Origin of the sequence: Leucothrix arctica (assembly GCF_003172895.1) — a bacterium.
Taxonomy (GTDB): Bacteria; Pseudomonadota; Gammaproteobacteria; order Thiotrichales; family Thiotrichaceae; genus Leucothrix; species Leucothrix arctica.
In genome coordinates, this window is record NZ_QGKL01000006.1 from 44848 (window position 1) to 59871 (window position 15024).

General features: G+C 43.8%; 9 protein-coding genes. All 9 read right to left on the bottom strand.

What is annotated here, in order from left to right; translation table 11 throughout:
• Positions 1-44: 44 nt before the first annotated feature.
• Positions 45-1037, bottom strand: coding sequence for an ABC transporter ATP-binding protein (locus DKT75_RS01165; RefSeq protein ID WP_109821607.1), 993 nt, complete (start codon positions 1035-1037; stop codon positions 45-47).
• Between the two features lie 69 nt (positions 1038-1106).
• A complete protein-coding gene (locus tag DKT75_RS01170) occupies positions 1107-2090 on the bottom strand; it encodes an ABC transporter ATP-binding protein (protein WP_109821608.1) in 984 nt (327 codons plus the stop codon).
• Positions 2087-3025, bottom strand: coding sequence for an ABC transporter permease (locus DKT75_RS01175; protein WP_109821609.1), 939 nt, complete (start codon positions 3023-3025; stop codon positions 2087-2089). Before DKT75_RS01175 ends, DKT75_RS01170 begins: the two co-directional genes overlap by 4 nt.
• A gap of 17 nt (positions 3026-3042) precedes the next feature.
• The gene (locus tag DKT75_RS01180; protein WP_109821610.1) at positions 3043-4023 is read right to left on the bottom strand and encodes an ABC transporter permease; all 981 of its coding nucleotides are present in this window, start codon (positions 4021-4023) and stop codon (positions 3043-3045) included.
• 13 nt (positions 4024-4036) lie between these two features.
• Positions 4037-5683, bottom strand: a complete 1647-nt coding sequence (locus DKT75_RS01185) for an ABC transporter substrate-binding protein (RefSeq protein WP_109821611.1) — start codon at positions 5681-5683, stop codon at positions 4037-4039.
• A 171-nt stretch (positions 5684-5854) separates the two neighbouring features.
• A complete protein-coding gene (locus tag DKT75_RS01190) occupies positions 5855-9340 on the bottom strand; it encodes a hypothetical protein (RefSeq protein WP_211665108.1) in 3486 nt (1161 codons plus the stop codon).
• 87 nt (positions 9341-9427) lie between these two features.
• Positions 9428-10090 carry a hypothetical protein gene (locus tag DKT75_RS01195; protein ID WP_109821612.1) on the bottom strand — a complete coding sequence of 221 codons (663 nt, stop codon included), beginning with the start codon at positions 10088-10090 and terminating at the stop codon, positions 9428-9430.
• A 24-nt stretch (positions 10091-10114) separates the two neighbouring features.
• On the bottom strand, positions 10115-13198 hold the full coding sequence (locus DKT75_RS01200) for a glycoside hydrolase 5 family protein (protein WP_109821613.1): 3084 nt from the start codon (positions 13196-13198) through the stop codon (positions 10115-10117).
• A 201-nt stretch (positions 13199-13399) separates the two neighbouring features.
• A complete protein-coding gene (locus tag DKT75_RS01205; RefSeq protein ID WP_211665109.1) occupies positions 13400-14989 on the bottom strand; it encodes a glycoside hydrolase family 30 protein in 1590 nt (529 codons plus the stop codon).
• Between the last annotated feature and the right edge of the window lie 35 nt (positions 14990-15024).

Below are 15024 nucleotides of genomic sequence, written 5' to 3' on the forward strand. Positions count from 1 at the left end.
TTTTGTTTCTATAATGACCGCTTTTATTTAAGAGTCACAACGAATTATTGACCGCTACCATCATGAAGAAAGCACCGTACAAAGTGCTTCTCTGAGATCTTGGTTATCTCAGGCATACTTTGCGAACACTTATCCATTGCATGAATACAGCGTCCTACAAACGGACAACCGACGCTAGAGGCTGTCCAAGTAGGGATATCTTTATTCTTAACATGCAGTGACTTCTCCTCCTTCTGGTGACGCTTTAACGGACTAGGAACAGCAGAGATCAATAGTTGCGTATACGGGTGCTGTGGGTCTTGAATGATATCTTCAGTTTCGCCCCACTCAACCATGTGCCCGACATACATTACCGCTGTTCTTTCAGCAAAATAACGCGCTGTCGCCAAGTCATGAGTGATATACATAAACGCAACGTTATGCTCGCGCTTCATCTTCTGCATGAGGTTCAGCACACCCAGACGAATCGAGACATCCAAGGCTGAGGTTGGCTCATCAGCAAGTACCACATCCGCACCGATAGCCAGTGTCTTAGCGATACAAACACGCTGTCGTTGGCCACCACTTAGCTCAAAGGGAAACTTCTTTGCTGTTTCTACAGCAGGCGTTAGTCCCACCTCTTCCAACAAGGCATGAATCTTATCTGGCAGCTCTTTCTTACTCTTAACTTTTTTATGTATCAGTAATGGGCGCGCCAAGTGATGATAGATAGTATGAACTGGGTTTAGCGAACCGTAAGGATCCTGAAAAATCATCTGCACCTGCTGTCGGTAGCGTTTGATTTCTTCACCAGAAAACCCACTGATCTCAGTTTCTTTAAAGTTAAGATCACCAGCGCTTTTGTCGTGCAACAAACTTAACACACGCGCTATTGTGCTCTTACCGCTACCAGACTCTCCTACGACGGCCATTGCTTCACCAGAAAATAGCTCAAAGCTTACGTCATTCAATGCACGTATTGAGTTGGGGCCACCAGCAGTTGGAAAATCCTTAACCAACTTTTTGACGGAAAAAATCGGCTTAGACTCTGAAGACATAGCAGTACACCTTTGCAGAAAAATTTAATTTAAATAGACACATAACAATCGCTAAATGACGCTTCACAACTAACTTAACAAGTGACATTTTGCTTTGTGCTGAGAGTTTAAGGTAATTAACGTAGGGTCTGATTTTTTGCATTGCTCAGTACTCTCAGGACAACGCTCTTCGAAATAGCAACCCGCTGGCGGGTTAAATAAATTCATTGGGTTACCTGCGATCCCAGTCAGTTCTTTTTTCTCACCGAGCAAGTCTGGGAATGAGTTCACCAAGCCTTTTGTGTAGGGATGTTGCGGTCTAAACAGCACATCTTCAGTCGGTGCTATTTCAACCAGTTTTCCCGCATACATGACAGCAATACGGTCGGTGATTTCGCCCATCAAACTCAAGTCATGACTAATCAACAAAATCGAGAAGCCAAATTGTTCTTTTAACTCAGACAGCTGATCCATGATTTCACGTTCCACCACAACATCAAGCGCGGTGGTAGGCTCATCCATTATGATTAGCTGTGGTTTGAGTGCTAGAGAAATCGCGAGTACTGCACGCTGACGCATTCCACCACTGAACTGATGAGGATACTGATTTAACCTGTCAGGATGGATACCTACAATTCGTAGTAACTCTCTCGCTCTATCCTGTAATTCACCACGATTCATCGCAGGGTTGTGCACACGGAGTACATCGCAAATCTGCTGATTGATCGAAATGACAGGGTTGAGGCAGTTCATGGCACTCTGAAACACCACGCTAGTTTCTTTCCAGCGAAAGCGTCGCAGCTCTTCCTCGTCAAATGCCAATACATCCTTACCATCAAAGATCACTTCACCTTCAACAATTAAAGCGGGTGGCTTTTGCAGTTTTGTTAAGGCAAACGCCAAGGTGCTTTTACCGCAACCAGACTCACCTGCAAGCCCGACGGTTTCACCTTTATTAATGGTGAAGCTGACATTATCGACCGCACGGAGTCTTCTATCACCGACTAAATATTCAACGCTTAAGCCTCGAATATCCATCAATGGCTGTGACTGTTTTACCGATTGTTCACTCATCCTTCCACCACCTCACCCGCGATTTTACGGGACTCTTGCTTCTTTTTACGATTGGCTTGCAACTCATCATTCAACTTCTTCCACTGCTTAAGGTTTTTACTTCCTTTCAACTGCGGATTACTAATCTGATCCATTCCCATGTTTAGTAGTGCTAGACCCATCGCAAAAACTGCAATAGCAACACCAGGGACAATGGCATCCCACCAAGCGCCAACAATAAGAGCGGAGTTATTTTGAGCCCAAAACAGCATGGTTCCCCATGAAATAACGTTGGGATCACCTAGTCCAATAAACTCTAAGGCAGCCTGCCCCATTACGGCTCCAAGTGCTGCACCTGTAAAGGTTCCCACAATCAGTGACACCATATTGGGCAATATCTCTACCACAACAATTCGCCACTTGGACTCACCAATGACTTCTGCAGCGGTCACAAACTCTTTTTCCCGAATCGACAGTGCCTGCGCCCGCATTACTCGCGCCCCACCCGGCCAACCAAACAGCCCAAGAATAAGTGCAATGGATAAGGGCCCGACCTCCCCGAGAAAGGCCGCTAGCACGACGATTAAGGGCAGTCCCGGCAACACCAGAAACACATTTGTCAGAAACATTAAAAAGGCATCGACTCTCCCACCTACATAAGCAGAGGTCACACCTAGTAGTACCGCGATCACTGTCGCGATCAATCCAGATGCAAACCCAACCGTCAATGATATACGCCCGGCATAAAGCACTTGGCTTAACACGTCTTTTCCTGAACGCGTGGTTCCTAGTATATGCTCTGCGCTTGGTGGTTGATGTCCACGTGCGACTCTTTTCTCAGCATCGTACGGAGCAATCCAAGGCGCTAGGGCACTCAGTAATATAAACGTAAAAACGATAATACTGCCCATTAAGGCCGGTGTATTACCTCTATAAAATGCAAAAATACTTTTCATGGTAAATACATCCGTTCTTATGATTTACGTAGACGAGGGTCTAGCCAAAGGTAAGCTAGATCTGCCAAGAAATTAGCAACAAGCACACACCCAACGATGGTCAGTAATAAGCCCTGCAATAATGGATAATCTCTGCCAGAAACGGCAGTTAGCATCATATTACCAACGCCCGGATAGTTGAAAATCATCTCAATAATCAACAGTCCCGCAACAAGGAAACCAATATTGAGTGCGACCGCAGTCACTACCGGCAAAATGGCATTTCGCGCTGCATATTGAACCATGACACGTCGACCTGATAAGCCTTTGGCTTTACCCATGGTTATGTAGTCTTCGCCTAAGGTATTGATCATGCTGTTACGCATCAAAAACAACCAACCACCTAATCCAGAAATCACCAGCGTTAATAGTGGTAACGCGGCATGACTGGCAACGCTTAGGAAAAACTCTAACGTCCAACCAGCATCAATATCAGGGTCGTAGCCATAACTAATCGGCAGCCAATCTAGATGCAAACCGAATAAAAATAAGATCAGCATGGCAGAGACCATCTGCGGAAAAGCACCCAGCAGTGTCAAGCCAGGCGAAGCTATTGAGTCTAGCTTTCCGCCACGGTGGTAAGCCGCAAATATACCTAGCGAAAGACCAACCGTAATACTGATAAAAGAAGAGACGCCTGCCAACAATAAAGTCCAAGGCATAGAGCCTGCAATTATCTCAGTCACTGGTGTTGGGTAATAAATTAGGGATGGTCCCAAATCACCACTGAAAATCCCTTTAATATACTCCCAGAACTGCACATGCCAAGGCCCAGAAACAAAACCGAATTGCTCCTTTAATACTTCCAGTTGCGCAGGTTGTATTTTGCCTTGTGATGCCGCAAACATAATTTCAAAAGGATCCCCCGGCATTAGCCGAGGGAGCAGAAAGTTAAATGTTAATGCGACTGCGAAGGCTGCTATGTAATAAAACAGCCGACTACTTAAGTATCCTCCCATATCAGATCCAACCCTATTTCAGATACAATTTATTGATCATTAATGCACGTGAACCGTCATCATAAAATCGTGGATTGATGTAAGGGTCTTCTGCCGTAGGCCAGCCCGCGAATTTCTTAGTGCTGTACTGATACCACTCAGGGTTTGAGAAGATCGGCACCAACATTAGGTTCTTCGCAACGAACGCTTGAAGTTTGGCACTAATTTCACGTTGACGAGTGTTGTCTGTCGTACGTGTAAACTCATCCAGCAAGCTATCCATTTCATCACTGAAGATACCGTGGCTTGCTTGTAATGCGACGCCTTTTCCTTTGGTATGCAGTACATTTTGGTAAACAGAATGTGGTGTTGAACCTACATCTCCCCAAAGAATACCTGCGTCAAAGTCAGACTTTTTGAAGTTTTCAATCAAGTTACCAATTTCGACCGTTCGGGTACTAGCATCAATACCGACTTCACGAAGGTATTCCGTTGCCATCTGCACTGTCTGTACCCAATCCGTCCAGCCGTTTACCACCATGATTTTGATCTTGGCTTCACTACCATCTGGGTTTTCACGCAGACCATCACCATTGATATCTTTGTAGCCCGCTTCGTCTAACAGCGCTTTCGCTTTCTCAGGGTTGTACTCATTAAGATAGTCGTATTTCGCATTCACTTCATCGTCGTACCACTCACTGAAAAAGTCACCTATTCCTGTGATATGCGGGTTCACTGAAGCATAACCATACGTCGCTAGGTCAACAATTTCAGGGCGATTCAGCGCCATACTGAAAGCCTGACGGAAGGCTAAGTTATCCATTGGCTTACGTTTAGTATTTAGATAAATACTGACGGTAGGCCCTGCTGGGTACCAAAAATGGTTATTTTCAGGGTCTTTAGCAACAAAGGTTTTCTCAACATCAGGAATGAAGTTAGAACCCCAGTCGATTTCACCACGCATCAAGGCAGTCTGTACCTGATCATTGCTTTTGAACTGTCTTAGCTTCAGGCAATCAATATGTGGTTTACCCGCAGCCCAATAATTTGGATTGCGACAAATAATCATTTGCTGTGGTTTAAAATTCTTAATTTCGGTTAATGGACCACTACCCACCGGCTTTTTATTTCTAAACTCAACAGGATTTTTTTGCTCAGACCAAATGTGTTTTGGCACAATATAATGCGCAGCAATTAGACCATGAACACTGGAATCTGGCTCTGCCATGGTGAAACGAATGGTCTGCTTATCCAGCGCTTCCATGCCACTTAGCTTAGGCTTATCACCCTGCCATAGTGCATAGACATCAATCTTGGCATCTTTCTTTGCCATACCATGCGAGAACAAAATATCTTCAGTCGTCAGCGGCTTGCCATCTGACCACTTCAGTCCGTCTCGTAGTTTAAAGGTAATTGTTTTCAGGTCGTCAGAGTATTCAAACGACTCTGCTAGTCGATACTCAACTTTATTGCGCAATGTATTTTGGAACAGCATTGGCTCATAAATAAACCCACGTGATGGGTTTGCACCAGCCTGCTGAGTATAGGGATTAAAGTTCTCTATCAGCGTATTGGCGATGACTGGCCCTGTTACAGTGCCACCCTTTTTAGGTTCTTCAGCATGCACTGACGAGCCCATAAGCATTAGGCCCGATAGTAGACCCGGTAAGATACGATTCATTTTTCCTCCACACACTTTGAATATAATTTAGCAGTTTTATTTAAGTAAACACTTGCTCTATAAGCATTTATTAGCCACCACACTGCTATATAGCAATATGGTGGTTTTTTAACATACTGTCAAGTAAAACGACCTTAAAAAAGACTAACAGTTAGTTCAGTACCAACCCTATTAACCCTTGAATAACAAGTCACTAGTTACATTGAACGTTATTCTGCTGACCTTTCCTGTGTGCCTAAAGATCTCATCACTCAACGCGGCTGATAAACATAACTCAGTGAGGTGCTGTTGCGTTCCATCTGCAAACTCAATAGTAATACCTGCTTGCTTCTGGTCACTTAATAGATAGACAAACGGGATTTGACACCAAGTAAACGCTAAGCCAGATATCGGCACATCGATGCTTTTGTTATCCCCTTGTGAGTCGATATAGTTAAACGTGACTGGCTCCGTTAAAAACTCTCTCTCTCTTAACAGACACGTATCAATTTGAATCTGCCCGTCATTCACATGAATACCTAGCTCACCGAAGCGGGTTAATACCTCTTCTTTCACTTGGCCAGTCATGCCCGGCTGTTGTGCACCTGCATGTTTTGGTGTGTGTGAGTAAGGATCGGTAGGAAAGGCGCCGTATTCAGCTGGCGTCTTATTAAAACCAATACCTTCACGTACTCGATAATATGACTGACCTAAACGCTGAGTTAGTGCCGCATCAGCCCCTTGTTTTTTCGCCTCAAAGTAGTTTTCTTGCGCAGCCAATAATAGCTTCGACACCATGTGCCAATAAATACTACCCAAACCTTCAAAACCAAACATACCACCAGAGCGGCCTGTAAATGCTTTGTGATTAAACACGGTCTCGTAGAGCGCCTGAACATCACTTCGCAGCGATTCATACTCATCACCATGAGTCATCACTAGCTGGTTAAAGGCCTGGTCAAGATCTTCTTTATTGGTCAAAGCCGCATTGAAGTGATATTTACCTTCAACATCTTTCTCCAGAATACTGCTTTCCCCTAAGGCAAACAGTTTTGACAACGCTGGGTAAGTATCGATTGTCTGTTGAGAAATACTGTTCTTTTCGAAAAAGCCAGGTAAGTCACGGTCAGGATAAAGAATAAACGTATGCTGATCAGCGCGGTACAAACTCGTCTCAAACAGTGACTCAAGCATGCCTGCTGCTTCATCCAGAGGTAGCGCTCCAGAGCTCAGTGCGGCCACCTGCCCTTCAAGCATTGGATAAAGATAATCAACACCCAAAGAACCATCCTTCAGGTTTAATAAATTGTAAGCGTGGTAAAGACCGTCTTCTCTTTTATTATGCTCGATAGAAGTGTCAATGACTTCAAGTGCGTTAGCAAATAGCTGCTTAACACTCTCCATGGTTTGCTCAGTTTTACCTGTAAAACCACGCTGATAAACCGCTGAACGATACTGATCTGATGACTGCTGTAATGCTTCAAACACAGAGAATCGACGCTCCTGCGTTAACTCACCTTGTTTGTAGTTACTCGCAATCGTTCCAAAAATATCGGTAGTTTCAGTCAACCAAACCGCGACTTCGTTGGATAACTCAAACGACGCCTGCTCTGACTCTAATATGTTTTGTAAGAAGCAGATATGTCGACGTAAGTAGTTCAACGTCACCATCGACAAGCCATGACCTACTAATGCGTTATTTGCATCATTCCACTCTGGGCGCTGTGCGTTTAACCAAATACCACCATCTGGCACTAGGTTACTTAGCTTGCAGAGTATCGGGATAAGCAGCTTTTCCAGAAGGTTTACTTGATAGACCTTGTCATCTTGGTCTAACAACAGCTTGCCATCAGCACCTATCGTGCTCACTCGCTGATCTATAGTTGCAGAGAGCTCGAAGTCATAATCTACTGTATCTTTCGGGTTTTCGCACATAGATGCAAAAGGCTTAATTCGATACGGCACATTGGCGTAACAATAGATGGGGTGCCTTAGCAATTGGTTTAACTTGCCAGGGTGGAAGTTTGAGGATAGCTCCAGCAGCTTCAACAGATAGATGATCTGATGATCACCCCAATATCCGATATAGCTCCATGGGTTACCCTCTTCCTGAACTTCCCAATCAATCCCTTGCTTGGTAATTCGATAAGGGTTGTAACCATCTACCGTACTCGCATTCACAAACTTGGCGATAATGTTTTCAACAAACTCAGGGTAACTAAATAACAACGCTTCCCAGTTCTGGAAAATATCACGCCAGTTACCTTGGTACGACAACAGTGGGTCACCGTGCTCATCTTTCAGCTTAATAGCGAACTCATTCCACGGACGGCTTGGGTCACCATGACGTCGACCAAAAGTAATCGGTAAATACTCATAGGCTAAACGTTCGAGATCTAAATCTTTACACGCCTGAATAGTGCCAATGAAGTCGCTCAGCTCCATTGATGCAGGACTGTTCTCTAACTGTGCGCGGTTCTTTTCATAAACAGAGCTATTGAAGTGACTCAACATCCCCATAAAGTCTGCTTTATCGATCTTATATTGCTGATCAAAAACACCACCACGCATACTATTAAACAGTACATTGGCGTAATGATGAACACTGACATTTTCTTCTGCGGTCAGCTGAAAACCATCTACTGCTGCAATGATTTTTATAAGATCTTCAGAACCTTCAGCAACTGACTGTTCGATGGCTAACTCAATTTTCTTTTCCTGAACTACCTTTTGGCGTAATGCGACTACCTGCGTTTGCGTTTGCTCCACATTCGCAATCAACTGCCATTCTTTAGCGCTACTAGCGTCCAGCTTGAAACTACTGTTAACCAAATACGCACCGCGTAAACCACGAATGCAAGTTTCAGGCTTTAGCGTATGACCTTTGCGAAATGCAGCTAACTGTTTCGATGAGAGTAAGACAGTAGGTTTATCTAATCCAATAGAAAATACCGTATTTGCCCACATGGATTCCGCAGGTGCAGCTCGGTCACTGATTCCCGAATATAGGGTAAATGATCCAATGCCCGATTTTAGGTCTAGTTCATTCCACTTATACGCATTCACAAGATTACTTGAAGAAGACTGCACTTCTCTCGGTGTTGCACCGGCTAGCAGGTTCTGCAACCCATCGACCATATCGATATCAACAACATTTCTGTCTAAATTTTCCAGCTCACAGTGACGCACAAACCCAAATTCATCGGATGTCATCCACGTATAGCGAAAAACCAACTCAAGGTCATGGTTAACTTCTTCAAAGCACAGCTTGTTACCAAGTGTGTTTTTATAAAGATTCCTTGTTAACTCATACTTGTCTGTTTGCTCTTCGTTGAACGGCTCCCAGTTCACAACAGCCGAGTGCTGCTGCTTCACTTTGAGAATAGTCTTACAGCCTGTATGAGCAGCGCTGTCTTCGATTCTGTCGACTGGGCCATAAGGGAATAAGGCCGAATCAGGTGATACTCGTCCGGCGGTAATTCCGCCATTGGAAGAAGCAAACAGCCAGTGGTCGCTATTAGATACGACACTAATGAAAAATGCAGGCATTTGGTCAACATTACGAATCGCATAAAAGCGTTCATTGCCTCGGGTAATAAACTCCCCGTAAGCATCTGGCATTAAGTTTAAATCGGTAGTCATTTCATGATTTGGTATTTTAACAGCTGGTGGAACCATCTTTATGATATCTCCCTAAGGAATCTTTAGCTTTTTAAAAAAGCAAAGACCTGGTTTGACAAGGCCTTTGCTGCAAGGGGAATCGAGTTAGTTGGTCTTTTTTGAAAGGGTCTGGGTACCGCTATTATACAAATACCCCCAATCGTCCAGCGATTGAATGGCTAATGACTGGTCATCATACAACTGAGGTAACCCTATCGCTGTTGGGTTTACCAAGCGGTCAGCAACCCAGTTTCTCAACAAGTTTTCAGTCTGAGCACTAACAGGTCCAGTAAACGTCACTGAGCCATAAAAGTTATCCAATACCGAACGATAGCCCTTTTTAGCTTGCTCCTGAGCGAGAACACTGCCCTCTTCTCTGTAGATGTTATGAAGACTATCCGCCGTGTAAAACTGGTTTTCACCTTGAGGGTTATTGACCAATGCCGTTGCCCAAAGGTAAAACTTAGACTTAAAGGAAGGCGCATCAGCGGCTAAATCCCACTTAGTGATATCGTTTACCAAGGCATTTGCATAAGGGTTTACTGGATCGTAAAGTACACAGTTTTCTTCACCCACTCCTATGTCCTCGCAATACAACGATGTGAATTCATCTGTTGGTAGCTCGATATAATTCGCTATCTGACCGCTATCCGATCCAGAGTCCCCGCCACAACCGACAAGAGACACGGTTATTAGCGACACCGCAAGTACCATTTGAAACGCCTTAGACTTTTCAAAATGACCATTCTGGTTTGTTAAATATTTCATTTGTAATCCTCCTGACGCTTCAACTTAAAAGTTATATTCAAAGAATGCTTGTATCTCGAGCATGTCTTCATTCAGCCCATCTTGGTAATAATCGTCTTCAGAGTTTTCATCCAAAGTCCGATACAAGGTTTTTACACCAACTTTACTAGACGTAGCCTCAGTCTTACCTTTATTCAACAGTCGGGTATAAGCCAGCTCGATTTGGTCTGGGTATTTAATATTGAAGTCTCGTTGGTAATTGTAAGACCCCCAAGCATCCTTCTTATAAGTCGCTGAGAATATATGCTGATCATTCAGAATGTATTTACCTTGGGCACTGTAATACTCATTCGTGTCAGCAGCTTCACCCGCAAATTTCATTGTCGGCTGTTGTCTACCCGCTTCAAGGTTTATCACTGCCTTAGAACCAGACCTAGGATTGAAAACCATCTTACTTTTTAGCAGCCAAACATCTTCAGCAGCTAATGAGCCACCTGAACTAACTTGCCCCTCAACATCATCGTTGTAATACACCGATGAGTCAGTACCCGTCCCATAACTCGTCGCAGTTACACCGATATTAAAGGCAAACTTTGCGTCTTCTCGTAGGTCGTTATCCCAGTCATAAAAATAAGTCCCTGGTGTTGGATCATAAGTCAGATAAACCTCAGCTGATTTAGCCGCACGATTACCCAAGACAGCAAACGGGTCATCATTGGTATTACGCGTATCGATACCTGTGTAGAAAAGATTCCCTTCAGTTCGTGACGCTTGAGGGTCATCATTTGCATCAACAATATTCTCTCTGTAAAACAGGCGAGGTACAATACTTACGTTTCCTCGTGTAACTTTCATGCCTATTTCAAACTCTCTTTTATTTCCAAGACCAGAGTAAGGTAGCTGGCTCGCTTCTTCAAGAATGGGGTCACCACCATCGGCAACAATACCTGCTTCAGTCACGGCAGTATAAGCCTGAATATTAGAAGCGGCATCCCAAGTCAATTTTGCCTTATAAGCTAATGTATCTTGCCATTTAACTTCTGCCTGAACCACATCACTGCCGTCTAGACGATCATACTTATCACCAAGCTTATGTGTACCAGACATCAGTCCACCTACTCTGAACTCCATACCAGGCTTAGGCTGGAATTTTGCTTGTAGCGTCGTTTGGCGCGTTTTGCTACTGCTTGACTCCCCAAGACCTGTTGAGTCTTCCTCAGACAAATCCTCTGAGTGAATAAAGCTATATTGCTTATTTTTACCAAACTGGTACTTCAGCATTGCCTTAGGGTTAGCACCCCAATAAATCTCAGGACCCGCAACAACGGTTAAGCCATCCATCCAACCTTTTTTGCCCGAAAACTCGAATCCAGAAGGTGCTTTAGCGTTCCAGATATCCTGACCTTCCATATCCGTTGCTTCTCTAAGAAGACCAAAGAAGTCTCCTTTGTCTCCCCAGTGATAACGAGGCACATGATAAAAGCCCAATAAATCGAAGCTATTTCCCGTGTATCCCACTTCAAAGTCATATATCTCAACCTTGTTACCGCCATTGGTTAGTCCAACGTCTTTAACACGATCGCCATAGCGTTTTTCAAAGTCACTCTCAAATGCAGTTGGTGTCACATTAACAGTGAAACTACCTTCAATATTTCGGGTTGGATTGAACTCAAAATCAACACTCCCCATGACTTCACGACTATACTTTACACCGTCTTCACCATTCGCATTCCAGTCTTCACGAAGTGTGCCTGCAAGCTGACCGACTCTCAAACTACCGCCTGAAACCTTAAATTTCGCATGCTCTTTTCGTATAATATGACGATCTCTCTTCTCACTAGCTGCTGCCAGTGATTTCATATCGATTCGCTTTAATGCGCTTTGAACAGAAGCTTTGTCAGCGGCATATGGGTCAACCTTCCAAACCTGACTTAACACGTCATATGCCATTCTTGGTTGAGTAGTATAGATACCGGCTTTATTAATAGGTCCAAGACGAGTGATACCCCACCACTCTTCATTCATATTATTCTGACCTTTGACATAATCGTACGCGTAACCACCATTCGCCCAAGACGCATTGCGGTCATGCTTATCCAAATTCACTGTCTGTCCGAACTTCCACCACTCATCACGCCACTGGAATACAAATCCACCAATCGAATTACCTTCTTGTCGATGACCATAACTCTTTTGGTACATCTCATCCCACTGCCCTTTCAAGTAAGTACCTTGAGCGACTTGGTCTTCTCTAAACTCTTTCGCGTTAAATGCGTCACTACCAAATTCGAACAGGGCAATCGGTAAATCTAGCTTAGCTTTAGTTTTTGACCATAGGTCAGTAAAGCTAATTCCGCGATAGGTGTTAGTCCCGATCAAATCCCAATTCTTTCGGTACTTAGCAATAATATCGATGTACTGAAGGTCGCCATTTACAATAGTGAATGGGTGATTGGGGTCAATCTTTTTTCCCTCGACGATCACTTCATTGAACAAGCTGTAGAGGAATTCTGCACGCGCTTTATTTTGTTCGCCTTCCGGTAAGTTTTCGATTTCAAAACTCTTCCAAGAAAGACCGTAGTTACTCTCGTTACCCAAGGCAAACATAAGTACACCTGGCACGTCTTTATACTTACGGACGTCTTTAAGCACTTCTTCTTTCAGTGTTTTACGGGTAAGTGGGTCTGCGTAGTCTGTATTTGGACGCCATGTACCACCAATGCTCGCACCGTAACGACCCATCAACGGATTAATCGCCGTCATAATGCCGTACTTTTGGTAGACGTAGGTCACCCATTTAGGAGGGATGGTTGCAAATGAACGGATTGCATTGACGTTCGCTTTTTTCATCAAGCCAAAGTCATAATCCAAGATTTTGCGAATGGTTGCTTCGGGCTGCGCCCAAAGATTGAATGTGTAGTTTTGACCTCTTGGAGAGTAACCCCAGACCACACCTTTGATGTAAAAGTCATTACCATCAACTTTTAATTTCCAGCCTTGAGCGTCCTGCTGCGTAGTGACCACTTGTGGTGACTGTGCGAATGATGGGCTGCTTAAAAATAAGCACATCATTAGCGATAAGACGACGCTAAGCTTTCTGAAAGAAATATTATTTCTCAGAGTTTCCATTTCCTCTCCCATTGTATTTGGTGATTAGCGGCACTTATATAACAATATACCGCTATATAGCAGTTTGTACAAAACAGACATAATTGTCAAGAAAATAAAAACAATAAAACACTTATAAACCCACAATTTATAAGTGTTTTATTGAAAATATATGCCAACAAAATCTGCTATCTAGCAACCCTTACTGGCAGAGCAATTGATTCATAGCTGAACAACAAGTGTTTGCAAAGTATTGGCAGGAATAACAACTTCTGCATGCTGTTCACCGACTTGCAATGCATAATCAAGAGGCTGCTTCCCAGAGTTAAACACTTGAACGCTCAACTTTTTCTGAGGGCTGATTGATGCACTAGCAATTAACACCCCCTTCAAGTCAGACTCAAGGTTAAGACTAGTTTCCACCACCACATCATTCGGGCGAATGGTTTGACTAAACTGCTTTAAAATTGAAAAAACGGGTGTGTAATAAACATATCCCGAGTCGGTATCAATCATAATCGGCGCGCCACAATAGTTGCCAACATGGTTCGGGCCACCGCGCTTATCCAATACAATATTCCAATCAATCCACCCTGAAAGCCAGTGGTTCATACCGGTAATTATGTGCTGTGCATAGCGGTGTACGGGTGCGTAAATAGGATGATCTTCAACGATCACACTTTCCCAATCGGCACTGTAGCCCCAGTCTGTTGCATTCTCGTTCCACCAGAACTCATCGTTATCAAACCAGCCTGATTCTTTATATCTAATCGGATCTTGAATCCCCGGCTTTGCATCATTACCCAAGTCGTCGATACAACCTTCGGTATGGATAATTGGGAATGTTGGGTATTTCTCATGAACTCGGTCAAAGACGTCCTCAAACACCTTTTTAGTACCTTCATACCAATGCACAGCTGAGCCATAAACGTATTGATTGGTTTCCTCATCACCTAAAATCGTGTCAGCCCAATCTTCTAACGCACCCGAGTTATGGTCGAACATCATTAGGTTGATAGCTTCATTACCACTTTGCTTTAACTTGGGGCCCAAGTGGTTTTTAATGAAGGTATTTTGAGTCTCTGGGGTGAAGTGCATACTTTCCCAGTTTCCGTTATTACCACCTGGCTCATTGACAGGTGTTAGCCCCCAAATATCGACACCTTCTGAGCGATAGGCCTCTAGGTATTTAACTAGGTAATCCGCATAAACAGACTCGCACTCTGGCTTTAGCGCACCACCGTACCCTTGAAACCCATTCTCTTCGGTTCCAACGTCATGCCAACTATTGTTATCTTTCATCCAAGGCGGAGCTGTCCAAGCTGACGCTACTATTTTAAGCTCGGTATCTTGCTGTGCCGCCTTAATAGATTGCGCCTGCTTTATCATTGGCAACAGATCAAAAGAGCTATCCTTGATACCCGAGTATTTATCTACCGAAAAACCATCCTGATCAACTTCAATCGAGAAGTCTTTCAGATCCTTATTTTCTTCCGTGTCGGCATAGGAGTAATGGCCTTCTACACAAAAGTCACAAGAGGCTATATGAGTACGAGTAATAGAGAAGTTAGCACCCTCTTCAGAGAAAATATTGTGCATAACTTCCTTTCGCTTTACTGGCTCAAGGTGTGCGAGAACAAAAGCCGAGGACTCAGTAAAAGAGGTACCGATACCCTGTAAAGTCTGCTTTTTTTTGTCTAAGTCTACTTTGATAGTATTGCCATTGGCGCTACCTGTCTGCATGGAAATACTAGCTTTGGGGGTGACTTTATCCCCTTGTTCTGATGTTTGTATAATCTGAATTTTAGTCATAAATTTATCACTGCTCTGCATTCATTGAAAATTTG